Genomic DNA, 23,842 nt, shown 5'->3' with positions numbered 1-23,842 from the left:
AAGAACAATTGAAAAGATTAGTGATCAATACAATCAATAGAGAAAAAAGATATGCCTTGCTCGATCAAGATGAAGTCGAAGAATTGTATATTGAACCTTCACAGCACGAAACAAGAGTAGGGAATATCTATTTAGGCATAGTTGAAAAGGTAATGCCAGGGTTAAATGCACTCTTTGTCAATATTGGTGAAGAAAAGAGTGGCTTTTTGCATAAGGATAAATTACAAAGTTATGCACTTGAAAATGATGATAAGAAGGAAAAACGTAACCTTTCTTCTTTTGTCCATCAAGGGGAAAGGTTACTTGTGCAGGTAGAAAAGGATCAAACGGGGACGAAAGGACCGAGGCTGACTGGGGTTATTGAATTGCAAGGCAATTATATGGTCTATTTGCCTTATGGGAACTATCTTGCTGTATCTAAGAAAATTACTGACCATAGTGTTCGAGAACATTTAAAGCAAAACTGTGCAAGGTTGTTAGAAGACAAGGAAGGGCTAGTGATTAGGACCGCTGCGAAAGATGTTGATATGGCTGTACTGGAAAAAGAATTAACACAATTGCGGGCAAAATATCAGCAGCTCTATTCCGCCTCTCTCTTGATAAAACGACCCGGTGTGGTTCAAACCGAAGATCAATTTCTACATAAATTACGTCAAGTCATACAGAAAATGAAGAGTGGGGAAGTAATTGTGGATGATGCTACTGTCAAAAAGGAGTTACAGCCTAAAGACAATGTCACATTTCACCTTCATACGGAGCAAGAAGCTATCTTTTCTGCCTATGGTCTTGAACGTGAAATCGAAAAAGCGTTAAAAAGAATGGTATGGTTAGATAATGGTGCATATTTGATTTTTGATGAAACAGAAGCGTTAGCCATTATTGATGTGAATACTGGGAAATTTTCTGGAAAACAGCAATTGCAAGATACGGTCTTACAAACAAATGAATTAGCGGCAAAGGAAGTAGCGAGACAAATACGTATTAGGGACCTAGCAGGAATGATCCTTATAGATTTTATTAGTATGGAAAAAGAGCAGGATAGAATCCATATTTTATCTGTTATGAAAGAGGCGCTAGCCGCCGATGAAAGACAAATAAAAGTAATCGGATTTACACCTCTTGGTATTTTACAATTGACGAGAAAGAAAACGAAGGTGTCACTTTCGGAAGCATTACAAGACAATTGTACAGTTTGTCATGGGACAGGTAAGGTATTGCGCGCAGAAACAGTTGCCTTTCGCTTAGAGAGAGAATTGTGGTCGTATCGGACCCGTGATGAGGAAGCGGTTCTTGTTCAGGTGACAAGGGATGTCGCTGCGATATACACTAAAGAGGAACTGCAACAATTAGAAGATAGTTGTGCGAAACACATTGTTTTCGAATTCATTGATCGTCCAAAGCCAAGCTATCAAATAAAAAGATTTGGTTCTTTGAAAGAAATGCAAGTGTAATCGTATTGACAGTACAGCATGTGTATGATAACATTTTGATGTTATGTTTGTAGCGCCCATGCTACAACCGCGCAGAAAAGGTTATTAAGATTCTGCTTTGCAGGACACCTGGGATGGCGAGTCTTAGTCTTAAGAGGAGGTGCAGTTATGTACGCAATTATTGAAACTGGTGGTAAGCAAATCCGTGTAGAAGAAGGTCAAACAATCTACATCGAAAAGCTTAACGCAGAAGCAGGCGAAACAGTTACTTTTGAAAAGGTTCTTTTCGTAGGTGGAGACAGTGTGAAAGTTGGAAGCCCAGTTGTTGATGGAGCTTCAGTTACGGCTAAAGTTGAAAAACAAGGTCGTGCGAAGAAAATCACTGTATTCAAATACAAAGCAAAGAAAAACTATCATAAGAAACAAGGTCACCGTCAACCGTACACTAAAGTTGTGATTGATAAAATCAACGCATAAGGTTGATGATTGATGATTGATGTAAGTATTCATCGTAATCGTTCTGGACTCATACAATCATTTGAAATAAGTGGTCATGCCCTGTTTGCTAATAATGGAGAGGACATTGTCTGTGCAGGTGTATCAGCTGTTTCAGTTGGGTGCGTTAATAGCATCCATCAGTTAGCGGGAGTTACCCCGCAGATTCAAATGGAATCTGGACTATTATCCTGTATTCTTCCGAGCGATCTTGCTCAAGATATAGAAGAGAAAGTCCAATTATTGCTTGAGGGAATGGTTGTCTCATTGCAAACGATCGTTGAGAACTATCCGGAAAATATAAAAATAACCTTCAAACAGTAGGAGGTGGATTTCATGCTATTAAAATTAGATCTTCAGTTGTTCGCATCTAAAAAAGGAGTAGGTTCTACAAAGAACGGACGTGACTCAATCTCTAAGCGCTTAGGTGCTAAGCGTGCAGATGGTCAATTCGTTACTGGTGGTTCTATTCTTTACCGTCAACGCGGTACGAAAATTTACCCAGGTGTAAACGTGGGTAAAGGTGGAGACGATACTCTTTACGCGAAAGTGGACGGAGTTGTAAAATTTGAGCGTCTTGGACGTGACCGTAAGCAAGTTAGCGTATACCCTGCAGCTCAAGAAGCATAAGATTGAGTGGAGAACTCTAACCATTAATGGTTAGAGTTCTCTTCATGTCATTCATCCCACATATATCTCCTCAAACTGTCCTCTTTTGATAAAAGTCCGCATCTTTTTATGCAATTCTATTGAGGGAACCTTAAATATAGGGGCAGATTTAAAAATTCTTACCTTTCTTTTTGCTAGGGTACATACGTCTATGGGTTTTTTTTGTTATACTAACACCATATCAATGTAATGGCAGGGACCATAAAAGAAGATGTAGGAGTCAATTATGGAAAAAGATTGGGATATTGTTGAAGTGCTACGTCATGCAAGGCATGATTGGTTAAATAAAATACAACTAATTAAAGGCAATTTAAGCTTAAATAAGGTGGAACGGGCAAAAGAAATTATTGATGAAATTGTTGTGGAGGCGCAACAAGAGGCAAAGTTATCAAACCTACAAATGCCTCAATTTGCTTCACTTTTATTTACGTACAATTGGCAAAATCCAAAATTTCAATTAGAGTATGACGTTTATGAAGTATTCAAATGTGATCAACTGGATGATAAAAGTTTAACTGATTGGACAAGGTCTTTTTTCTCTTGCTTAAATGATGCTGTACAGCCATTTGCTGATAATCATTTATCTATATCAATTAATCCAGAAAAGCAGGGTGTCCGTTTCTTTTTTGATTTTAGTGGAACAATTATTTATATGCAGCAGATTCGCTTATTTTTACTAGAGCAATCAACAAGTATGGGGCTTACAGTGCGGCGCTTAATAGAAGATGAAATATCATTTGATTTCTTTGTTCTTTTTGAAGAGAAGTAAAGTGGATTTATTTAATAGTAAAAAGCTAGTCAGTAAAAGATAATATAAACAGCGAGAGTCAAGGGTGTTCATATTCATGTGCATCTTTTGAATAGGAGGAAGTAGATCTTATGTTTGTCGATCAGGTCAAGGTGTATGTAAAAGGTGGCGACGGTGGGAACGGAATGGTAGCCTTTCGTCGTGAAAAATATGTTCCTAAAGGCGGTCCTGCTGGAGGAGACGGTGGTAAAGGCGCGAATGTTGTCTTTATTGTTGAAGAAGGCTTAAGAACACTAATGGATTTTAGATATAAAAAACATTTCAAAGCAGAACGTGGCGAGCACGGAATGTCTAAAAATCAACATGGTAGAAACTCGAAGGACATGATTATAAAAGTACCGCCGGGAACTGTGGTTACTGATGCTGATACTGGTGAAGTAATTGCGGATTTAACGGAGCATGGCCAACAGGCAATCATTGCAAAAGGTGGCCGTGGAGGACGTGGCAATTCCCGTTTCGCAACTCCTGCCAACCCTGCACCGGAATTATCAGAACATGGAGAGCCAGGTCAAGAGAGAGAAGTTATGCTTGAATTGAAATTGCTTGCAGATGTGGGGCTAGTTGGATTCCCGAGTGTTGGTAAGTCGACTTTACTTTCTGTTGTTTCTGCAGCTAGGCCGAAAATTGGAGCGTATCATTTCACGACAATCGTTCCTAATCTGGGTATGGTAGAAACAGAAGATAATCGTAGTTTTGTCATGGCTGATTTACCTGGGTTAATTGAAGGTGCTCATTCAGGAGTGGGTCTTGGCCATCAATTTTTAAGACATATTGAGCGTACACGCGTAATTGTACATGTAATTGATATGTCAGGAATGGAAGGCAGAGACCCGTACGAAGATTATGTGACAATCAATAATGAATTACAGGAATATAATTTGCGTCTAACAGAACGTCCACAAATTATTGTAGCGAACAAGATGGACATGCCTGATGCAGAAGAAAACTTAGCGGCATTCAAGGAGCAGCTTGAAGAAGAGTATCCAATTTTTCCGATTTCTGCTGTTACAAGGTCTGGTTTACGTGAGCTACTATTTGCGATTGCAGATAAAGTAGAAAAAACACCAGAATTCCCACTTGAGCATGAAGAAGAGGATACAGGTGTTCACCGTGTACTTTATAAACATGAAGCAGATCAAGTTGAATTTACGATTACAAGGGATTCAGCTGGTGACTTTATCGTGTCTGGTGATGCAGTTGAGAAATTGTTTAAGATGACTGATTTTAGTAGAGACGAATCGGTTAGACGTTTCGCCCGTCAGTTAAGAGGAATGGGTGTAGATGAAGCATTACGCGAAAAAGGTGCAAAAGACGGAGATATCGTCAAGTTATTAGATTATGAATTTGAATTTATTGACTAACCTTAAAATATCAATGAGGTGAAAGATGAAACAGGATAAATTAGATAAAAAATTCTTCCTTGTCCGAGAAGATGTATTGCCTGAGGCTATGAAAAAGACTTTGGATGCAAAAGAAATGATTGAAAGAGGAAAAGCAGAGTCTGTCTGGGACGCTGTCCATAAAGTAGATTTGAGTCGCAGCGCATTTTATAAATATCGCGATACTGTTTTTCCTTTTCATACAATCGTGAAAGAAAGAATTATTACATTGTTTTTCCATTTGGAGGATCGCTCGGGCACATTGTCACAGTTATTAAGTATTGTGGCTGGATCAGGTTGTAATGTATTAACCATCCATCAAACCATACCGATTTTAGGTCGGGCCAATGTCACCCTATCACTAAATGTTGCTGATATGGCAGTAGGAATCGATCATTTATTATCCGATTTAAGGAAACTAGAATTCGTAGATAAAGTAGAAGTATTAAGTTCAGGCGCATGAGTTAAAACTCGTGCGTCTTATTCTTTCTAAAAAAAGGATTACTACCTAAATGAATAACGAACAGCTTAATAAGATGAAAATGGTGAAGTGACAAACATACATGTATGAATCTTAGGCAAGTCAAAGCGTAGGTGCTCAATCATCGACATGCCAAATAAACGATCTCGATTCTAAAAGGGAAGATATCTTATAAAAAGATAAAAAACCTCTTTTACATCCATAAGCTAAAGTGTTAAAGTATAGTATAATGAGTATTTTCATAATTCAAATTTGTTGTGGCTACATAGAATGAAGCTACTGATGGAAGGTGTACACAATGAAAAAAATAGGCTTCTTAGGACCAGTTGCTACTTTTACAGATATAGCCGTTCGCGGGTTATTTCCAGAAGATAAAGCAATTCCACAAGCGACCATTCCTGCTTGTTTAGACTCTTTAGCGAATGATGAAATTGATTTAGCAGTTGTACCAATTGAAAATGCTTTAGAAGGATCAGTTAATATTACTTTAGATTATTTAGTTCATGAGGCACTTTACCCAATTGTGGGTGAAATGACAATCCCTATTAGACAACATTTACTCATTCACCCTAGTCAAAAACTAGAAGATATTCAAACAGTATATAGCCATTCTCATGCGATTGCACAATGCCATCGTTTCCTACATTCGACTTTAAAAGATGTGGAACTTGTTAATATGACATCAACGGCTGCAGCTGCAAAATATGTAAGTGAACATCCTGATGAAAAGGTTGCTGCTATAGCCAATGCGTTAGCAGCAGAAGAATATCATTTAACCATTGCTCACCAAGATATTCATGATTTTTCACATAATCATACACGGTTTATTGTAGTGGCAAAGCAAGATTGTCACCTGAAGACAGCGCAAAAGTCAAAAGGATATAAGACAACTGTTATGGTCTCGTTACCTGATGATCGTGCTGGAGCACTTCACCAAGTGCTATCTGCCTTTTCATGGAGAAATTTAAATTTATCAAAAATCGAGTCAAGGCCAATGAAAACAGGATTAGGGAATTATTTCTTTATTATTGATATCGACCAGAAAATAGATGATGTCCTTATTCCGGGCGTCAAGGCGGAATTAGAGGCATTAGGCTGCAAAGTGCATATTTTAGGCAGTTATCCTTCCTATCAACTCGGGAAAATAGAAGAATTGACTCATAAATGAGAAAAAAGAAAGTAGTGCGGTATGCGCTACTTTCTTTTTTATAAAGTACCATTTCCTAATATTATGAATCTATTTCAATAAGAAATCCTGATTTTTTCAATGCTTCTTCTGCTTCGTCCAGCTTTGCTTCACTGCTGCTCGTAATCGTGTGTAGATGAATACCACCTGTTAATTCTGATAAATAACTAGATTGAGTAGAATGTATTTTCTTCATAAACTGTTTCACTTCTTTGCGGTCAGAAACCATAATGGAAGCTGTTAAATCACCATATACTGGATGTTCGATCGTGACATCTTTTACTGTGACGCCATGATCAACAAGCAAATTTAGCTCTTCTTCTGTTTGTTCAGGTGAATGGTTACTAGCTATTGTTCTTGTCGCCACCGGATGTGGTGAGGTATGATTTAACCTTAAATATCCTTGGCTTGTGGCAATAATCGGTTCGTTTCTTGCTTTTAACAAGGTAATATCACCGACTATTACTTGTCTGCTTACATGATACTTAGCGGCTAGTTCACTACCTGTAATAGGCTCTTCTCTTTCCTTCAATAATTGTAGTAGTCTCATCCTTCTGTCTTCTCCAAGCACCTTTTTTTGTCCGCTCATTCTTAATCCCCTCTACTATAACGATAATCAATAATTTTACCATAAGAAACCAGAATAAATAAAGTTATCCCATGTTTTCCTTTAGTGTAGCTAGAAATTCGGCAAGTGCGATTAATTGTTCTTTCGAGCTTTCTGTTCCAGTGGATATTCTGAAAAATTCTTTTGCTTCTTTGCCACTAACCCCGATGGCAGACATGGCCTTGGATGGTATTTGCGCGTTTGCTGCACAAGCACTACCAGTCGCAATGCAATATCCTTTTCGGTTCGCTTCTAACATCACATACTGTCCTTCAATTCCAGGTATGCGCATCCCTATAGTAGATGGGATTTGTCTATCTTTCGGTGCCTCATAAATAATAGAGTCAAAATGGTCACAATGAGTGATAAAAGCTTGGCGAAGGCTTTGTGCATGCGCTCTTGTTTGTTTCCATGTTTTTATGCTTTCATCTGCAGCTATTGTCATAGCAACGATAGCTGGTAGATTGACTGTACCTGGCCTCAATCCTTTTTCATGTGAAGTATTAGGTAGTAAGCCACTAATAGGATGTTCTGGATGAATATAAGCAAAACCTGTTCCTTTTGGTCCGTAAAATTTATGGGCAGATATAGCAAGGCTATCAACGGCCTGGCTTACATAAGTGAGATCGACTTTCGCAAAGGAATGGACACAATCACAATGAAGCAAGATTTGATGAATTTTACATAATCTACTGATTTCCTCGATTGGTTGTATTGAACCAAGTTCGCTATTGGCATGTTGGATAATAGCAAGAATGGTATCTTGCCTAATAGCAGCTGCGAATTGTTTACAATCAATTTGACCGTTATGATCAAATGGTAAATAAGTGACTTCATAACCATTACTTTCTAGAATGGCTAAAAAATTAGAAATGGAAGAATGCTCTGCTAGAGTTGTAATAATATGTCCTTTTGTATTCTTTAATGTTAAAAGCGATTGGATACAAATAAGGTTACTTTCTGTCCCTCCACTCGTAAAATAAATGCCATCACTCGGAACATGTAGAAATGAAGCTAGCGTCAAACGGCATTGTTCCAGTAAATCATGTGCTCGACTCCCTATATCATGAAAACTTGCTGTGTTTCCATAGAATTCAGTAGCAGTTCTTACATATGCATCCGCCGCTTCTTTTGATAAGGGGCAAGTGGCGGCATAGTCTAAGTAAATCATAAATGGCCTCAGTCCTTCGTTTCTGATAGAAGGAGATGGATTATGGCTGATCCATCATCCTCTATATTTATTTCTAGTAAAGGTTTTTACTTAATTATTACAAGAAGGGAAATAAATAATTGATAAAACTCTTGTCATCAGTTTAAATCTGTGTAAATATAGGTGTCAAGACATATGTTAATTTAACCTGAATAGTTTACTGTCAGGAGGATCATAATGAAGAGTTTAGATGTGGTTATTATTGGGAGTGGTTTGGCTGCTCTTCAATTAGCACAAAAATTACGTAGTGATTTGCATGTGATAATTATCACAAAGTCAGATGTGAGAAGGAGTAATTCTTATTTAGCACAAGGAGGAATTGCTGCTTCGCTCAGTAAAGAGGATGATTGGGCACTCCATTTACAAGATACATTGGATGCTGGGTGCTATCACAATGAGGAACAGGTTGTGGCATCTTTAACAAAGGAAGCGCCTGATTTAATTCATGAGTTAAATGCACAAGGTTTCCCATTTGATGAGAATACAAACGGGCAATTATCACTAGGGTTAGAAGGAGCCCATAGTAAAAAAAGAATTGTGCATAGTGGTGGCGATGCAACGGGGAAGCATCTTATTGATTTTATGATTAATCAATTACCTAAACATGTGGAAGTAATAACTGATGCATTTGTTTATGAGCTCCTCGTTAAAAGTAAAATTTGCTACGGCGTAAAAATAAAAAAAGAAGACCAAAACCATATCATTTTCGCCAAACATGTTGTTTTAGCAACTGGTGGGTGCGGTCAGTTGTTTCAATATACGTCTAATAGTTCTGTTGTTACTGGTGATGGTTTAGCTCTTGCGCATCGAGCTGGAGCTATATTAACGGATCTTGAATTTATTCAATTTCATCCGACTTTATTATTCGTGGATGGTGAAGCGAAAGGTCTTATTTCTGAAGCTGTTCGTGGGGAAGGTGGCGTTTTAGTTGATGAGCAAGGATATCCAATAATGAAGGGGATTCACCCACTTGAGGATTTAGCACCAAGGCATATTGTTGCTCAAACAATTTATAAAACAATGAAGCAAGGTAAGAAAGTGTATGTAAATATTCAGCAGGTGGCACAATTTTCTACTAGATTTCCGACCATTAGTAAATTATGTGAAGCCAATGGTATTCATCTCGAGGATCAATTAATACCTGTATCGCCTGGTGCCCACTTTCTGATGGGTGGGGTCAAGACGAATGATGCTGGTGAGACATGTATTGCTCATCTTTATGCAATTGGGGAAGTGGCAAGGACGGGTGTGCATGGAGCAAATCGTTTAGCTAGTAACTCTCTTTTAGAAGGTTTGTATTTTGGTAAAAAAGTGGCTCAGCAAATTAATATGAGTAAGAACATCTCTGTTGAAAGAAGCAATTTTCGGTTTGAAATGAAAAAAGAGAATATCCAAGAAAGATTACCAGCAAAAGAAGATATTCAAACACGGATGATGGAATATGTCGGCATAGTAAGGAATAAGACCAACTTACAAAAGCAGTTACGTTATCTCGATCATTATCATCTCCCGCAATCATTAGATTCTTTATCACAAGAGGAAATTGAAATCGTTTTTATGATGGAAATATCAAGATGCATGACTAAATCTGCCCTCATACGGACTGAAAGTAGAGGGGGACATTTTCGTGAAGACTTTCCTATTGAAGTGGACGAATGGTTGAAAAAAGAAATTAAGCATGAAAAGAAAGGTGAACATGATGAATATAGTGAAACTTCGCAAGCAATTAGAGCATTACTTCATTGAAGACATTGGAGAAAGAGATTTAACAACAGAATTGATCTTTGGAGAACATGAAAAAGGCTCAATTACTTTTCTAGCGAAAGATACAGGTGTGTTTTGCGGTAGAGAGGTTGTAACTACAGGCTTTCTCTTATTATCGAATGAATGCCATTTTAAATTCTTTAAAAAGGAAGGTGAGTGTTTTAATCAAGGGGAGGTATTGCTAAAAGTGTATGGTCCAATCTCAGCACTTTTAAAAGGAGAACGTGTAATTTTAAATTTAGTGCAACGAATGAGCGGCATTGCTACGAAAACAAAAAAAGCGGTGGATTTATTAAATAGCACACATACTCGCATTGTCGATACGAGAAAAACGACACCTGGATTAAGGATGCTTGAGAAATATGCAGTTCGAACAGGCCGTGGTTATAATCATCGCTACGGATTATATGATGCGGTCATGATTAAAGATAATCACATAAGCTTTGCAGGCTCGATAATGAAAGCAGTAGAAAGAGTGAAGTCACAAGTTGGACATATGGTTAAGATAGAAGTCGAAATCGAAAGTTTAGCGCAATTAAATGAAGCGATTGCTGCGGGTGCAGATGTCATTATGTTTGATAATCGTACACCTGATGAAATAAAAGATTGGATTGCTTATGTGCCGAAAGGTGTTGTAACAGAGGCATCAGGAGGTATTCAATTAGAAGAACTTCATGCATATGGGCAAACAGGCGTGGATTACATCTCGCTTGGTACTTTAACACATTCAGTTACCGCACTCGATATTAGTGTGAAGATGTCTGTGAAAGAGGAGGAGAAACAGCATGAATCTATTTGACACAGTTGAAAAACAGACGATTATACCAGATAAGTATCGTTCGTTAACTAACGAGCAGTTAGAAAATATAGTGAGGCGAGTAAAGATTGGATTTGGAGAAAAGCTATATATTCCAGGTCATCATTATCAAAAAGATGAAGTGATACAATTTGCTGATAGCACAGGTGATTCATTAAAATTAGCACAATTATGTGCGGAGAATACACAGGCGGAGTTTATCGTGTTTTGCGGTGTACATTTTATGGCTGAAACAGCCGATATCTTAACAACAAAAAATCAAAAAGTCTATTTACCAGATATGAGAGCGGGCTGTTCCATGGCTGATATGGCTAATATCCATCAAACAGAAAGAGGATGGGAACTATTAACTGAACGATTTGGGGAAACAATTTTACCACTTACTTATGTAAATTCAACCGCTGCCATTAAGTCATTTGTTGGTGAACATGGTGGGGCAACTGTTACTTCTTCTAATGCAGAAGAAGTGGTGAAGTGGGCGCTCCAACAAAAGGAGCGAATTTTGTTTTTGCCGGATCAGCATCTTGGCAGAAATACAGCTTATAAGTTAGGGATTTCTTTAAATGAAATGGCAGTCTGGGATCCGATTCAACATAGATTAGCATTTGATGGAGAAAATGAGCAAGTCAAAGTAATTTTGTGGAAAGGCCATTGCTCGGTGCATGAGAATTTTACAGTAAGGAACATTGAAGATATAAGAAAAAACTATCCTGAAATGAAAATCATTGTTCATCCAGAATGTAGAAGAGAAGTTGTTGAACGTTCCGATATGGATGGTTCAACGAATGCGATTATTCAGGCAATCGAAAAGAGTGAGCCAGGGTCTCAGTGGGCGATTGGTACAGAGATGAACTTAGTAAACCGTCTCATTCAATCACATCCAGATAAACAAATCGTTTCATTAAATCCACATATGTGTCCATGTATGACAATGAATCGGATTGATTTAATGCATTTAGCGTGGAATTTAGAAATGTTAGAGAAGGGCGAACCTATCAATCAAATCAAGGTTGATGATCAAATCGCAGCAGATGCAAAAAAAGCTTTAGCACGTATGTTGGTATTAAAATAGATTGGAAATACGGCTACCTTTCATTAGGTAGTTTTTTTATGGAAAAAAATGAGATGGTAAACCATTTTTAGGATCGGTGAAATTTTCATTAAAATATTCCTTTTTAGGTGCATTCATATAATGTTTATCATAATTTTTATGATTTCTGCATAAGTTTTTTTGAAGATTATTAGCAATTTGCCCATTCCTTCATAGAATATATGGACTCGTCGAAAAGTAGGTATGAGCCCGCACCTATTTATTGGTGTTAGGCAGCTACTTTTTATCCCGATTCGTTATAATCATTGATGGTATAAAGCTCTCATCAATGAAAGTTTGTTTTGTATAGGAGGGAACCAGCGTGAAGATCCATATTGTTCAAAAGGGTGATACCCTATGGAAGATTGCGAAGAAGTACGGCGTGAATTTTGAAGAGCTTAAAAAGATGAATACTCAGTTAAGTAACCCTGATATGATCATGCCAGGTATGAAAATTAAAGTACCAGGCACGGGAGGAATGGTTAAGAAAGAAGCACCATTATCAGGAACAAAGATTAACGTAGGCTCTAAAAAAGAAATGCCAAAAGAGATGCCAAAAGAACAGGTGAAGAAAGAAGAAGTGAAAAAAGAGGCAGTTAAAAAAGAAGTAAAAAAACCGTATAAACCTAAAATGCCTAAACAAATCCTGCCGGATATCGATATAAACAACTACTATATGATGAATTTTGAAAAACAAAAACCATTAAAACCTGTTCAGGAGCAAAAACCGTTAAAGCCTGTGCAAGAACAAAAGCCACTAAAACCTGTTCAAGAGCAAAAGCCATTAAAGCCTGTTCAAGAGCAGAAACCGTTAAAACCAGTGCAAGAGCAAAAGCCATTAAAGCCTGTTCAAGAGCAGAAACCGTTAAAACCAGTGCAAGAGCAAAAGCCGTTAAAGCCTGTACAGGAGCAAAAGCCATTAAAGCCAGTAGAAGAACAGAAACCATTGAAACCTATGCCGCAATTACCAAAAAAACCAATCAATATCTTACCTAAGTCGACTGAGTCAGCCAAAGCTCCTTCTCCTAAAGGAAAGGAGCAAATCCAAGGAGGTTATGATCAACTTATGTATCCTTATAACCCAAATATGTTCCAGCCTGGAATGCAACAGCCTTATTATCCCCAAAATCAAGGAGCTTACAACCCTTATCAGCAACAAGGTATGGTAGCGGGTGTAGAGAGTCCGAATTATCATGAAGAAAGTTCTGCCTATTTGGCACCATATCAAAATCAACAACAAGCACAACTGCCACCACAAGTAGGAGGTGCTTATGATCAACAAGCACAACTGCCACCACAAGTAGGAGGTGCTTATGATCAACAAGCACAACTGCCACCACAAGTAGGAGGTGCTTATGATCAACAAGCGCAACTGCCACCACAAGTAGGAGGTGCTTATGATCAACAAGCGCAACTTCCGCCACAAGTGGGTGGTGCTTATGATCAGCAATTACCGTTACAACCGGCTTACATGATGCCGGCCATGCAGCAACCTTGCTATCCATGCCCGCCACCATGTCCACCACCATGCCCACCACATCATATGATGCATCATGGTGGAATGCCGTTTTATCCGCAGGTGCAAGGTGTGAGTGAGTCAGGGGAACAATTACCGTTAAGCCCAAGCCAAAGTCAAATGCCATTGCCTCCAACTGTAGCAGGTACGCAAGATTGTGGATGTGGAGGCCCGCAATATCAAGCACCGATGAATCAAGGTTTTGGCTATCCTTATGGTCCGATGCCGCACCATGGTTTCCCAACTGGTTATGCACCAATGGGTGGTGCCCAACCGTTTGGTATGCCAAGAGGCTATGAAGAAAGCAGCGACTTCGAAGGATAATATAAAAGGAGACGATGAACATAATCGTCTCCTCTCCTATTTACAAAAACAAATACCATGGACCATATGGGAAATCAAACAAATTAGGCAAAATGTTTTTAAAGTGGAGACAGATCACGAACCATTTATATTAAAAGGATTTCGTTCATTTCATAAGTTTAAGCTTCAAGAAACATTTACCTCTTCATTAATAAAAGAGGGATTTGTTCGTACTTATTCCTTTCTTCCTTTAGCAAAAGATCCACCGTTATTTTTTGAAGGAATTTATTTTGGGTGCTTATTTTATATTTCCCCTTCTGAAGAGCCTTTTACTTATCAAAAAGAAATCGATCGTAAAGAAGGGTTAGATCTCATTGAGAAATTTCATCATATCTCAAAAAAGTTAAAGGATCGTTATGTCACATTACTGCCTCCATACCATCAGCGAGAAAAATGGAGAATTCGGACAGTGCAATTCAAAAAAAATAAAAGTATTGTAAAGTATTTCTTGCCAAAAGAGATGATGGCAGAATACTTAGCATGGGCAGAATGGTCTTTAACAGGTATGAGGGAAAATGAAGATTCTTTAGAAACGAATCAAGTAGTACTTCACGGTGATGTGGCGCATCATAATATGATTCGCGATGATCGTAACCAATTATTTTTAATTGATTTTGACTTGATATCCATTGGCCAAAAGGAATCGGATTATTTACAGTATGCTAACAGAATTCTACCCACGCTTGATTGGGAACTAAATGAATTGGAGAAGTTTCCTCAATTAAAGGAGCTTACTACTAGTAAACAATATCTGTATGCTCTCTCTTTTCCAACTGATGTCTTTCGAGAATGGAATAGGTGTATTCGAGAGAGAAACTATATTTTTCCAGAGAAAATGCGACCATTACTATCTTTAACCATCGAGCAATTTCAGAAAAGGAAATTATTTGTGGAAGAGCTGAAAAAAAGAATAGATGGATAAATCTAATTTGTATGACCTCCCCTGATTTTTGCAAAATAGTAAAGAGATGAAAAATCTCTAATATTACCTGTGGGGGGTATGTGCATGCAAAGGAAGATTTTATTTGTCCCTTTTGCTGTTGTAATGTCGATGAGTTTAGCTGCCTGTGGTACGAATAATCATGCAAGTGATACGACACATGAGAACCGGACAGTACCGATTGGTTATTATACGAATGAACAGCATAATCAAAAATCAAAAATAAAGCTATTAAATGATGATGATGGTGCAGTAACTGAGTGGATGGATCATTCTCTAGGAGATGAAACGGGTACAACAAGAGATGGGAAATTCAGCAAAACAGATGTCAATTATAATGGCCATATTGAGTATAATCATGAACCTAGGTCTAACTATTATCAATCCTATGAAGGAGAATTAGTCGGAAAAGTAATCCGTCATGCAGAACAAGTAGAGCAAGTAAAAGAAGCGAAAGCAGCAGAGCATGACGGGAAGATTGTAATTGCTTTAAGACTAAATAAAGATGCGGATGTAAAACAAGTTGAACAAGATGTTTTTTCAAAGGTAAAATCCTTTGTTGGCGAGAGAAAGGTGAGAATTATTACGAACGAAAGTCAATTCTATCGCCTTTCCATCATTGATAATGATATAAAAGCCGGTCTCCCTATGGAAAAAATAAATGAGAATATTGATGAAATCTTTTATTCAAAGTAATCAATATCAATGACGCACGAACAAATTTGTAAAATAAATTTGTTCGTGTATTTTTTTTTGTTTGATACAAGTCCTATGAAATGCTCAATGGAGCCTATGCGTATAAGGAAGAAAAAAGTGGAGAAAATATCAGTATGAAGAGTTGGATATACTTGGTGAAGGAGGGGCAATAATGAAGAAATTAAGTGCTACAACCTTAATTATCTTACTCATCACTTTTCCCTTTAGTATTCATAATAATAGCGTCCAAGCTGTAAGTAATGGAAATGAATCCCTAACAAACACAGAGATTGAACCAGAACAAATAGATATTATATTAGAAAGAGAATATATTGATGGAGAAATTAGTCAGGAGCGAGTGCGTGAAACGATATGGTCTTTTGAAGATTTATGGGCAAAATACGATGAGTGGCAATTAATGGATATGAAAAAAGGGGAAATGGTTTTTCGGCAACAAGTAAATGATATTTCGCCATTATTAAAAGCAAATGGATATTTTGGCATTTCTGAAGATGGTGTGCTCACCATTTTTAATGGCAAACCAAGAAAGGCGCAAATTATACAATCGTTCTTTTCTATTGATTTAGGAAAGCTTGAAAGTAAAAAATGTGAACAATTGAAACAAGGGATTCCAATTAAGTCAAAAAATGATTATATGGAAGTTTTAAAATCTTTTAGCGGCTATTCTTTATAAATGACTGTAGCGACCTTTTAAAGGGTCGCTATTTTGAAGTAGTAAAAGTTTATTCTGCTTTAAAGTAAGGAAAATAAAGAATGATAGCAATTTTAAAAATATAAATAAATAGGCTAATCCGTATACTTACAAGTTGTAATGTAACTTAATTTTTGATAACATACAATTAAGTTACATTAAAATTTCTAGGAGGAAATCCTGTGGAGTTTGTGGATCCGATTAAGGATATAGAAGACATTAACAAAATTAAAGCAGAATTAAGATTGCATTCACAAAGGGATGTACTCCTGTTTGTCTTAGGGATTAATACAGGGATAAGAGTGAGTGATTTATTATTTTTAAAGGTTAAAGATTTATGGGAGGAAGAAGGCTTAAAAGAATTTTTATATATTAAGGACGAAAAGAATGGTGAATCTCGTGCATTTTATTTAAATAACAGCATTTTGAAAGAACTAGGTTCTTATATGAAGTTATTTAAATTAAATGACAACGATTATTTATTTAAATCTAAAAAGAACGAACAACCTATTACGAGGCAACAAGCTTACCGTATCATTAACCAAGCAGCAAAAAAGGTTGGTGTACAAGGGAAAATTGGTACGCATACTTTAAGAAAAACTTTTGGTTACCATGCCTATCGGAAGGGAATTGCCATTTCCATTCTAATGAATATATACAATCACCATACTCCTGCTGAAACATTAAGGTATATTGGTGTTGATAAATGCGAAAAACAGCTAATCAAAGTAGATGTCAATTTATAAAAAAACACCTCCATATAATTGGAGGCGTTAAGAGGAGAGAACGGATTATTTTTCATCGTCCTCGTCAAATTCAGGAGCCATATCAACATTTTTGAAATCTTTTATGACATCTTCTGTACATTGAACCTGTAGTGTTTTTTTATCTTTCATAAACTTAAACACACCATTATTAAAATCGGTACCGAGATCTTTAAAGAATATACCTTCATATTCTACATCATTTGAATATTTGAAAGTAAGTCGATAATGGTCCCCATCCTTAATCAGGTAAGCACGAACACCTTTTTCAAAATGACCTTCTTCATCTTTTAATGATCGTGATACTGAAATAATATGCAGGTCGACAAAAGGTACTTCTCTTAATAGAGAGTTAATAATAGACCCTTTTGCAATTTGCTCCCAGCGGCTTTGTGCCGTTTGCCCAAGAATGATTTGTGTTATATTTTTTTCGCGAGCGACATCAGCAATAACTTTGGAAACAGGCCTTCTTTCATTATCTTTTAAAATGAAAGCATCAGCACTGTGCATTTCAGCTAATTGCTGCCATTTTGTAATATAATGAGACTTCTCTGCATCCATATCATCAAAAGGCTTAGGGTCAATCGTTAAAATATATAGAGGGCAATCCATCATGTTTGCAATTTTGCATCCACGCTGAATAAGTCTTTCACCATTTGGTCCATAGTAGACGCAAACTAATATGCTTTCGTCCATACGTCCTTTAATTTTTTTCATGTTTTGTCACCTCGAAATAGATGTGAAATTCATAAAAATTTACATTTAATATCAATAAACTATGTATGACTATATCCTATGCGAATGAAACAGTCAATTAAAAAATGAAATTTCATGAATTCTGCCATTTTTGAAATGTGGCAAGATAGTTAGAAACATTATTTTCCCCTAATTAAAACATTAATGTAATGGATAAATTAACATAAGACAAAATAAGTTTGTCACCCCATTTTTTGAAAAAGTTTTTGTCATTAACATTCACAGTCATTTCAGGAGGAGGGACTACGGTTGACGATATTGCACATCATGATTTTAATTCCATTTGTTTTTGCGATTTTTGTCCCATTGTTTTATAAATATTTCAATAAAAGATTGCATACAGGTTGGTTTGTAATTCTTATCCCTATTATTATATTCGTTTATTTGCTGCAATTAATTCCTAAGATTGCCTCAGGCGCAACAATATACGAAACGATCCCATGGATTCCCTCATTTGGTATTAATTTAGATATGTATGTAGATGGGTTAAGTTTAATCTTTGGCTTACTTATCACGGGTATTGGTGCACTCGTTATCTTATATTCGATATATTATTTATCAAAAGAAAAAGAAGCGCTTCACAATTTTTATGTGTATTTACTACTCTTTATGGGAGCGATGCTAGGACTTGTATTCTCAGATAACATACTTGTTCTATACGTTTTCTGGGAATTAACGAGTATCTCATCCTTCTTATTAATTGCTTATTGGTATGAAAGAGAAAAATCCAGGTATGGCGCTCAAAAATCGATGTTGATTACGATTTTTGGTGGCTTAGCGATGTTATCTGGTTTTATTATGCTATCGATGATAACGGACACGTATAGCATTAGAGAAATGTTTGCTATGAGTGAAACAATCATTGCGCATGATTTATTCTTGCCAGCGATGATATTAATCTTACTAGGTGCTTTTACAAAATCAGCACAGTTTCCTTTTAGTATTTGGTTACCTGATGCAATGGAGGCGCCTACACCAATTAGTGCTTATTTGCATTCAGCAACAATGGTAAAAGCAGGGATTTATTTAGTGGCAAGATTAACCCCAATATTTGGTGGTACAGCGGAATGGTTTTGGATAATCTCTGCAGTTGGTTTAATTACGTTATTGTACGGTTCATTCAACGCTGTGAAACAAATTGATTTAAAAGGTTTACTGGCATATTCCACTATCAGCCAATTGGGAATGATAATGAGCTTGCTTGGAATTGGATCAGCCGCCCTTTATTTCGGTTACGGAAATGAAGCTGCTATGTATGCAGCAGCGATTACAGCAGCTATTTTCCATATGATTAATCACTCTACATTTAAAGGTGCCTTATTTATGGTAGTGGGTATCGTTGACCATGAAACCGGTACGCGTGATATTAGACGTCTGGGTGGTTTAATGACTGTAATGCCTATCACATTTACAGTTGCCTTAATTGGTTCATTTGCCATGGCAGGTCTACCACCGTTTAATGGTTTTTTAAGTAAGGAAATGTTTTTTGCATCTGTTGTTAAAGTAATGGAAATGGATGCATTTAATATGGAAACATTAGGTGTACTGTTTCCAATTATCGCTTGGGTTGCGAGTATATTTACCTTTATATACAGTATGATTCTTGTCTTTAAGACATTTAGAGGGAAATATAAACCAGAGCGTTTGGAGAAAAAGGCGCATGAAGCTCCAATAGGTATGCTAATTGCCCCTATCATTCTTGCTTCATTGGTCATTGTCATTTTCTTCTTCCCAAATGTGATTGCAGATTTACTGTTAGTCCCAGCAGTAGCAGCTATTCTACCATCTTTAATGGAAGAGAATGTACTTGAAATCCATATATCGGCTTGGCATGGTTTCTCTGCTGAGTTATATATGACAATCGGCGTTGTTGTTATAGGGACAATCATGTACCTAACGTTAAAGAAGTGGACAAAAGTGTATCGACTGTACCCGCAAAACTTAACGATCAATGCACTCTATAATAATGGATTAGAATCGTCGCAACGTATTGCTGCAAGTATAACGAATAAATACATGACGGGTTATACGCGTGATTATCTTGCTTATATATTCACATTCTTTGTTCTATTAATTGGTGGAACATTAATTGTTTCGAATTCAATAACAATTGATTTAACGAACGATGCACCAGTTAATATTTTTGAAATGGCGATTATTTTATCTATGTTAGTAGCGGCATTTACTGTTTTGTTAGCAAAATCGAGATTGACCGCAATCATCTCTCTCGGAGTTTTAGGCTATTTGGTCTCGCTGTTCTTTGTTATCTTCAGAGCACCGGACTTGGCGTTAACTCAACTTGTTGTTGAAACTGTTACAACAGCATTATTCTTACTTTGCTTTTTCCATTTACCAAAATTTAAAGAGCAAACAAAGAAGCAAAAGAAAGGGGTTCCATTCAAGCCTTTGAATTTAATTATATCAATCGCAGTCGGAGCGGTGGTAACAGTATTCGCGTTATCGGCAAATGGTACCCAAATCTTTGAACCAATTGCTAGTTATTATGAGGATTCATATGAATTAGCAGGTGCGAAAAACATCGTTAATGCGATATTAGTCGATTTCAGAGGTATTGATACGATGTTAGAGATTTTTGTGTTATGTATAGCTGCACTGAGCGTATACACAATGATTAAATTACGATTATCAAGGAGGGAGAAATAATGAAAAAGCCTAATGATATTATTTTAAGGGCTGTAACGAATGTTGCAGTAGTCATTATTCTTACCTTTGCTGTTTACTTGTTTTTTGCCGGACATCACAATCCAGGAGGCGGATTTATTGGAGGGCTTGCTTTCGCAGCAGCTCTCACGCTCTTGTTTTTAACATATGATATTAATTCAATTAGAGCGAACTTTCCGTTCGACTTTAAAGTTTTAACAGCTGTTGGTGTGCTTATAGCAGTATTAACAGGAGTGGGAGGAATCTTATTTGATCAGCCTTTCCTATTCCAAGCTTTTGATTATTTCGATTTACCAATATTCGGGAAAACGGAATTGGCGACAGCTGTGCTCTTTGATATAGGTGTAGCTTTAGCTGTTATTGGAACAGCGATGGTAATTATTATGACGATTAGTGAGGATCGATAATATGGAAACGATAATGTCGATTCTAGTTGGAGTTTTGTTTACAATCGGTACGTATTTAATTTTAACGAAGAGCTTGATAAGAATTATTTTAGGAACGTCGATTATCAGTCATGGGGTCCATTTACTTATCCTTACGATGGGTGGTTTGAAGAGTGGTGGACCACCATTGCTAGGAATAGGTACAACAACCTTTACGGATGCACTTCCTCAAGCTCTTATTTTGACTGCTATTGTTATCAATTTTGCAACGACCGCCTTGTTCCTTGTGTTAAGTTACCGAGCCTATCAAGAACTAGGAACCGATAACACAGCAGAAATGAGAGGTGATGAGAATGAATAACTTAGTTATAATGCCGATCATTGTACCTCTTATTATTGGTTTAGTGATGGTGATATTTAGACAACGTATATTATTTCATAAAATTTTTAGTGTACTAACCCTTATTGCCACTGGAGTTATTTCTGGCGTTTTAATGTATCAGGTGAAATATGATGGGATTCAAACATTACAATTAGGTGGCTGGGAAGCGCCATTTGGTGTCAGTATGGTAGCTGACATGTTTTCTGGATTGCTATTATTAACAACAAGTATAGTAGGGTTATTTTGTCTTATTTTTGCTTTTGGCTCTATAGGTGAGGATAGAGAAAGGCATTACTTCTATCCATTGTTTCTCTTCTTAATTACCGGCGTGAATGGCTCTTTTCTCACGGGAGATGTTTTTAATTTATTCGTTTGTTTTGAAGTAATGTTAATCTCTTCCTATGCCCTTATTACCTTAGGAGGAGAGAAGAAGCAATTAAGAGAATCCATTAAATATGTTTTGATTAATCTTCTTGCTTCTTTTCTCTTCTTAGTAGCTGTAGCGTATTTGTATTCAGTGACGGGGACAATTAATATGGCTCATTTAGCTGAGCGTGTAAGTGAAGTAGGTCAAAGCGGCATTATTACCGCTGTAGCGATGATGTTTTTATTTGTCTTTAGTTTAAAGGCTGCTTTATTTTTATTCTTCTGGTTACCAGGGTCATATAGTGCACCGCCGACAGCAGTAGCAGCAATTTTTGCAGCATTATTAACGAAGGTTGGTATTTATGCTATCTTTAGATTCTTTACGTTGATTTTTCATCATCAACCAGAAGTGACTCATTTGATTATTGGTATTATGGCAGCTATCTCCATGTTGTTTGGCGCCATTGGAGCGATTGCCTTTAATGATATTAAGAAAATCTTAACGTACAACGTCATCGTTGGTGTTGGTTTTATCCTAGCAGGGCTAGCGACTTATACAAGTGAAGGTTTGACGGGATCCATATACTATTTAATTCATGATATGGTGATAAAAGCGGTCATCTTTCTTATTGGTGGTGTGATCATTGCCCTTGTAGGTACAAGTAAATTGAATGATATAAGTGGTCTTATAAAAACACATCCTTATCTTGGATGGATGTTCTTTGTCGTTGCACTTTCCATATCGGGTATCCCTCCATTGAGCGGCTTTATTGGAAAAGTGTATATAACTGAAGGCACCTTTGAGGTTGGCTATTATTGGCTTGGTGCAATCGGGTTAATAACGAGTTTAATGGTACTCTTTTCGGTAATGAAGATATTTATGAATAGTTTTTGGGGAGAGACAATTCTATCAGAAGACATGGAAAAGAGTAGTACAAAGGGCGTCATGTTTCCGATAGTAGCACTCGTTGTTCTAACTATCGGCCTTGGGATAGGGGCTGAAGGGTTATATGATTATGTGAATATTGCTGTAGAATCTTTAATGAATCCGTCATCTTATATTGAGGCTGTTTTATTAGGATATAGCGATTAATATCATTCTATTTGAAAGGATGGTGAGTTAGTATGGCCATGCAAGTTCTCGTCAATTTATTCATCGCTGCATTATGGATGTTTTTACAGGATGAATGGAGTTTTTTATCTTTTTTTAGTGGTTATTTAGTAGGGATATTTATTCTCTTTTTAATAAGAAGGTTTTTTGATGATAACTTTTATATCATTACTTTTGTGAACATTCTTAGCCTGTTACTAGTGTTTATTCATGAATTATTTACATCTAGTATGGAGGTTGTTAAACAGGTTATTAAACCAAAGTTGGATATTAGTCCTGGCATTTTTACAATTGAAACAGAATTAGAAGGTGAGATCGAATTGGCATTACTTTCTTTTCTACTTTGCTTAACACCAGGTTCGGTTGTAGTTGAGGTTTCAAATGACAACAAGACCTTCTATGTTCATGGACTAGACATCCCAACTTCGAGTGAATCGCTATTGAAGTCAAAGGTTCGATTCGAAAAGTCGATTAAGAGGGTGACAGGAAGATGATTGAGAGTTTATTAATAGTTGCATTATGTTTCCTTGTCCTATCTATTTTAGCAGCTGTATATCGTCTTATTAAAGGTCCGTCTATTCCGGATCGCGTGCAGGCGCTTGATAATATAGGAGTAAATATTATTGCGGCGATTGCGATTATTTCTATATTCATGCGGACAAGTGCGTTCTTTTCAGTCATGTTATTACTAGGGATTTTATCGTTTATTGGTACGATAGCCTTTGCACGTTTCCTAGAGAGGGGGAAAGTCATTGAATCTGACCGTAACGAGTGAGTTAGGAGCAGGAATACTCATTATAATTGGGACATTGTTTAGTTTTCTTAGTGCGATTGGGATTTTACGATTACCAGATGTATATACAAGATCCCATGCAGCGTCAAAGAGTTCGACGATTGGTGTATTATTTACGCTTATAGGTACTTTAATCTTTTTTCTTATTCATGAAGGTGTTTTTAGTATTCGGTTAATATTAGTCATATTCTTTGTTTTTTTAACCGCACCTGTATCAGCGCATCTTATCTCACGCTCCGCTTATCGCTCAAAAGTTCCGATGGCTGATGTCACTGTTCAAGATGAGTTAAAGAAAGTATTGGTAGGGAAAGATCGGGAAGCAGACCAGTCTGAATGACTGGTTTTTTCTTTTATAATTATCTTTTAAAGCTGCAGTTCATTTGCATTGGTCATTTCACTATTAAATGAGTGAACAGGCAAAAATATTGATAGTTGTCGA

The 23,842-nt window shown here is 36.9% G+C and carries 25 protein-coding genes, 1 pseudogene and 1 other annotated feature; of the genes and pseudogenes, 23 read left to right on the top strand and 3 right to left on the bottom strand.

The annotated features are described in order from the left end of the window. Positions 1 to 8 precede the first annotated feature (8 nt). The 8 genes from MHH73_RS16025 to pheA all read left to right on the top strand — a co-directional run bounded on the left by MHH73_RS16025 (position 9) and on the right by pheA (position 6,430). Positions 9 to 1,451 (top strand): Rne/Rng family ribonuclease, encoded by a 1,443-nt coding sequence (locus MHH73_RS16025; protein WP_341068048.1) that lies wholly within the window; start codon positions 9 to 11, stop codon positions 1,449 to 1,451. Between the two features lie 55 nt (positions 1,452 to 1,506). After that, positions 1,507 to 1,585 (top strand) — a sequence feature (ribosomal protein L21 leader region). A 13-nt stretch (positions 1,586 to 1,598) separates the two neighbouring features. Then, positions 1,599 to 1,907 carry a 50S ribosomal protein L21 gene (gene rplU / locus MHH73_RS16020; RefSeq protein ID WP_095372409.1) on the top strand — a complete coding sequence of 103 codons (309 nt, stop codon included), beginning with the start codon at positions 1,599 to 1,601 and terminating at the stop codon, positions 1,905 to 1,907. A 12-nt stretch (positions 1,908 to 1,919) separates the two neighbouring features. Beyond that, positions 1,920 to 2,249: a ribosomal-processing cysteine protease Prp gene (locus MHH73_RS16015; protein WP_341068043.1), complete on the top strand. Its 330-nt coding sequence runs from the start codon at positions 1,920 to 1,922 to the stop codon at positions 2,247 to 2,249. Positions 2,250 to 2,261: 12 nt separating this feature from the next. Then, positions 2,262 to 2,555 (top strand): 50S ribosomal protein L27, encoded by a 294-nt coding sequence (gene rpmA / locus MHH73_RS16010; protein ID WP_191810216.1) that lies wholly within the window; start codon positions 2,262 to 2,264, stop codon positions 2,553 to 2,555. Between the two features lie 265 nt (positions 2,556 to 2,820). After that, complete coding sequence (locus MHH73_RS16005; protein WP_191810218.1) at positions 2,821 to 3,363, top strand: Spo0B C-terminal domain-containing protein; 543 nt, start codon at positions 2,821 to 2,823, stop codon at positions 3,361 to 3,363. A gap of 110 nt (positions 3,364 to 3,473) precedes the next feature. Next, positions 3,474 to 4,763, top strand: a complete 1,290-nt coding sequence (gene obgE / locus MHH73_RS16000; protein ID WP_341068039.1) for a GTPase ObgE — start codon at positions 3,474 to 3,476, stop codon at positions 4,761 to 4,763. Between the two features lie 25 nt (positions 4,764 to 4,788). Then, on the top strand, positions 4,789 to 5,244 hold the full coding sequence (locus MHH73_RS15995) for an ACT domain-containing protein (protein ID WP_095372413.1): 456 nt from the start codon (positions 4,789 to 4,791) through the stop codon (positions 5,242 to 5,244). Between the two features lie 316 nt (positions 5,245 to 5,560). After that, positions 5,561 to 6,430 carry a prephenate dehydratase gene (gene pheA, locus MHH73_RS15990; RefSeq protein WP_191810222.1) on the top strand — a complete coding sequence of 290 codons (870 nt, stop codon included), beginning with the start codon at positions 5,561 to 5,563 and terminating at the stop codon, positions 6,428 to 6,430. A 61-nt stretch (positions 6,431 to 6,491) separates the two neighbouring features. Here the strand turns inward: pheA and MHH73_RS15985 are convergent, their stop codons facing one another. Next, a complete protein-coding gene (locus MHH73_RS15985; protein WP_191810224.1) occupies positions 6,492 to 7,037 on the bottom strand; it encodes a transcription repressor NadR in 546 nt (181 codons plus the stop codon). Between the two features lie 64 nt (positions 7,038 to 7,101). Further along, positions 7,102 to 8,226 carry an IscS subfamily cysteine desulfurase gene (locus MHH73_RS15980; protein WP_341068032.1) on the bottom strand — a complete coding sequence of 375 codons (1,125 nt, stop codon included), beginning with the start codon at positions 8,224 to 8,226 and terminating at the stop codon, positions 7,102 to 7,104. 216 nt (positions 8,227 to 8,442) lie between these two features. Between MHH73_RS15980 and nadB the strand changes: the two genes are divergently transcribed. The 8 genes and pseudogenes from nadB to MHH73_RS15940 all read left to right on the top strand — a co-directional run bounded on the left by nadB (position 8,443) and on the right by MHH73_RS15940 (position 16,909). Continuing rightward, positions 8,443 to 10,011, top strand: a complete 1,569-nt coding sequence (gene nadB / locus MHH73_RS15975; RefSeq protein ID WP_341068029.1) for an L-aspartate oxidase — start codon at positions 8,443 to 8,445, stop codon at positions 10,009 to 10,011. Continuing rightward, complete coding sequence (nadC, locus tag MHH73_RS15970; protein ID WP_341068026.1) at positions 9,965 to 10,828, top strand: carboxylating nicotinate-nucleotide diphosphorylase; 864 nt, start codon at positions 9,965 to 9,967, stop codon at positions 10,826 to 10,828. Before nadB ends, nadC begins: the two co-directional genes overlap by 47 nt. Next, complete coding sequence (nadA, locus tag MHH73_RS15965) at positions 10,815 to 11,918, top strand: quinolinate synthase NadA (RefSeq protein ID WP_341068023.1); 1,104 nt, start codon at positions 10,815 to 10,817, stop codon at positions 11,916 to 11,918. The genes nadC and nadA overlap by 14 nt, the downstream gene beginning before the upstream one ends. Before the next feature lie 340 nt (positions 11,919 to 12,258). Continuing rightward, positions 12,259 to 12,402 (top strand): annotated as a pseudogene (gene safA, locus MHH73_RS22490) (SafA/ExsA family spore coat assembly protein); the annotation flags it as partial. Positions 12,403 to 13,729: 1,327 nt separating this feature from the next. Beyond that, entirely contained in the window at positions 13,730 to 14,737 is a 1,008-nt protein-coding gene (locus tag MHH73_RS15955; protein ID WP_341068018.1) for a phosphotransferase, read from the top strand. 84 nt (positions 14,738 to 14,821) lie between these two features. Continuing rightward, on the top strand, positions 14,822 to 15,451 hold the full coding sequence (locus MHH73_RS15950; protein ID WP_341068017.1) for a YhcN/YlaJ family sporulation lipoprotein: 630 nt from the start codon (positions 14,822 to 14,824) through the stop codon (positions 15,449 to 15,451). Between the two features lie 172 nt (positions 15,452 to 15,623). Continuing rightward, entirely contained in the window at positions 15,624 to 16,145 is a 522-nt protein-coding gene (locus MHH73_RS15945; protein ID WP_341068015.1) for an intercompartmental signaling factor BofC, read from the top strand. A gap of 200 nt (positions 16,146 to 16,345) precedes the next feature. After that, positions 16,346 to 16,909 (top strand): tyrosine-type recombinase/integrase, encoded by a 564-nt coding sequence (locus MHH73_RS15940; protein ID WP_191810244.1) that lies wholly within the window; start codon positions 16,346 to 16,348, stop codon positions 16,907 to 16,909. A gap of 45 nt (positions 16,910 to 16,954) precedes the next feature. On the opposite strand, the gene MHH73_RS15935 is transcribed toward MHH73_RS15940, so the two are convergent. Beyond that, the gene (locus MHH73_RS15935) at positions 16,955 to 17,644 is read right to left on the bottom strand and encodes a universal stress protein (RefSeq protein WP_191810246.1); all 690 of its coding nucleotides are present in this window, start codon (positions 17,642 to 17,644) and stop codon (positions 16,955 to 16,957) included. Positions 17,645 to 17,932: 288 nt separating this feature from the next. On the opposite strand from MHH73_RS15935, the gene MHH73_RS15930 reads away from it, so the two are divergent. From MHH73_RS15930 to mnhG, 7 genes are read left to right on the top strand one after another with little or no spacing between them, the layout of a single operon-like run. Next, positions 17,933 to 20,347, top strand: coding sequence for a Na+/H+ antiporter subunit A (locus MHH73_RS15930; RefSeq protein WP_341068011.1), 2,415 nt, complete (start codon positions 17,933 to 17,935; stop codon positions 20,345 to 20,347). Beyond that, a complete protein-coding gene (locus MHH73_RS15925) occupies positions 20,347 to 20,772 on the top strand; it encodes a Na(+)/H(+) antiporter subunit B (protein WP_191810250.1) in 426 nt (141 codons plus the stop codon). The genes MHH73_RS15930 and MHH73_RS15925 overlap by 1 nt, the downstream gene beginning before the upstream one ends. Before the next feature lies 1 nt (position 20,773). After that, a complete protein-coding gene (locus tag MHH73_RS15920) occupies positions 20,774 to 21,112 on the top strand; it encodes a Na(+)/H(+) antiporter subunit C (RefSeq protein WP_191810252.1) in 339 nt (112 codons plus the stop codon). Then, the gene (locus MHH73_RS15915; protein WP_191810254.1) at positions 21,105 to 22,592 is read left to right on the top strand and encodes a Na+/H+ antiporter subunit D; all 1,488 of its coding nucleotides are present in this window, start codon (positions 21,105 to 21,107) and stop codon (positions 22,590 to 22,592) included. Before MHH73_RS15920 ends, MHH73_RS15915 begins: the two co-directional genes overlap by 8 nt. A gap of 32 nt (positions 22,593 to 22,624) precedes the next feature. Next, on the top strand, positions 22,625 to 23,104 hold the full coding sequence (locus tag MHH73_RS15910) for a Na+/H+ antiporter subunit E (protein ID WP_191810257.1): 480 nt from the start codon (positions 22,625 to 22,627) through the stop codon (positions 23,102 to 23,104). After that, entirely contained in the window at positions 23,101 to 23,385 is a 285-nt protein-coding gene (locus MHH73_RS15905; RefSeq protein ID WP_191810259.1) for a Na(+)/H(+) antiporter subunit F1, read from the top strand. The genes MHH73_RS15910 and MHH73_RS15905 overlap by 4 nt, the downstream gene beginning before the upstream one ends. After that, complete coding sequence (gene mnhG, locus MHH73_RS15900; protein ID WP_404826063.1) at positions 23,363 to 23,740, top strand: monovalent cation/H(+) antiporter subunit G; 378 nt, start codon at positions 23,363 to 23,365, stop codon at positions 23,738 to 23,740. Before MHH73_RS15905 ends, mnhG begins: the two co-directional genes overlap by 23 nt. Positions 23,741 to 23,842: the final 102 nt, after the last annotated feature.

Source organism: Cytobacillus sp. FSL K6-0265, from assembly GCF_038003465.1.
In the GTDB taxonomy this organism is placed as follows: domain Bacteria; phylum Bacillota; class Bacilli; order Bacillales; family Cytobacillaceae; genus Cytobacillus; species Cytobacillus stercorigallinarum.
This window is presented reverse-complemented; position numbering and strand designations above follow the sequence as displayed.

Bases quoted from the DNA above. Each gene is read 5' to 3' on its own strand.
- rplU (WP_095372409.1), top strand. From the start codon at position 1,599: ATGTACGCAATTATTGAAACTGGTGGTAAGCAAATCCGTGTAGAAGAA.
- MHH73_RS16015 (WP_341068043.1), top strand. From the start codon at position 1,920: ATGATTGATGTAAGTATTCATCGTAATCGTTCTGGACTCATACAATCA.
- rpmA (WP_191810216.1), top strand. From the start codon at position 2,262: ATGCTATTAAAATTAGATCTTCAGTTGTTCGCATCTAAAAAAGGAGTA.
- MHH73_RS16005 (WP_191810218.1), top strand. From the start codon at position 2,821: ATGGAAAAAGATTGGGATATTGTTGAAGTGCTACGTCATGCAAGGCAT.
- obgE (WP_341068039.1), top strand. From the start codon at position 3,474: ATGTTTGTCGATCAGGTCAAGGTGTATGTAAAAGGTGGCGACGGTGGG.
- MHH73_RS15995 (WP_095372413.1), top strand. From the start codon at position 4,789: ATGAAACAGGATAAATTAGATAAAAAATTCTTCCTTGTCCGAGAAGAT.
- pheA (WP_191810222.1), top strand. From the start codon at position 5,561: ATGAAAAAAATAGGCTTCTTAGGACCAGTTGCTACTTTTACAGATATA.
- MHH73_RS15985 (WP_191810224.1), bottom strand. From the start codon at position 7,037: ATGAGCGGACAAAAAAAGGTGCTTGGAGAAGACAGAAGGATGAGACTA.
- MHH73_RS15980 (WP_341068032.1), bottom strand. From the start codon at position 8,226: ATGATTTACTTAGACTATGCCGCCACTTGCCCCTTATCAAAAGAAGCG.
- nadB (WP_341068029.1), top strand. From the start codon at position 8,443: ATGAAGAGTTTAGATGTGGTTATTATTGGGAGTGGTTTGGCTGCTCTT.
- nadC (WP_341068026.1), top strand. From the start codon at position 9,965: ATGAATATAGTGAAACTTCGCAAGCAATTAGAGCATTACTTCATTGAA.
- nadA (WP_341068023.1), top strand. From the start codon at position 10,815: ATGAATCTATTTGACACAGTTGAAAAACAGACGATTATACCAGATAAG.
- MHH73_RS15950 (WP_341068017.1), top strand. From the start codon at position 14,822: ATGCAAAGGAAGATTTTATTTGTCCCTTTTGCTGTTGTAATGTCGATG.
- MHH73_RS15945 (WP_341068015.1), top strand. From the start codon at position 15,624: ATGAAGAAATTAAGTGCTACAACCTTAATTATCTTACTCATCACTTTT.
- MHH73_RS15935 (WP_191810246.1), bottom strand. From the start codon at position 17,644: ATGAAAAAAATTAAAGGACGTATGGACGAAAGCATATTAGTTTGCGTC.
- MHH73_RS15925 (WP_191810250.1), top strand. From the start codon at position 20,347: ATGAAAAAGCCTAATGATATTATTTTAAGGGCTGTAACGAATGTTGCA.
- MHH73_RS15920 (WP_191810252.1), top strand. From the start codon at position 20,774: ATGGAAACGATAATGTCGATTCTAGTTGGAGTTTTGTTTACAATCGGT.
- MHH73_RS15915 (WP_191810254.1), top strand. From the start codon at position 21,105: ATGAATAACTTAGTTATAATGCCGATCATTGTACCTCTTATTATTGGT.
- MHH73_RS15910 (WP_191810257.1), top strand. From the start codon at position 22,625: ATGGCCATGCAAGTTCTCGTCAATTTATTCATCGCTGCATTATGGATG.
- MHH73_RS15905 (WP_191810259.1), top strand. From the start codon at position 23,101: ATGATTGAGAGTTTATTAATAGTTGCATTATGTTTCCTTGTCCTATCT.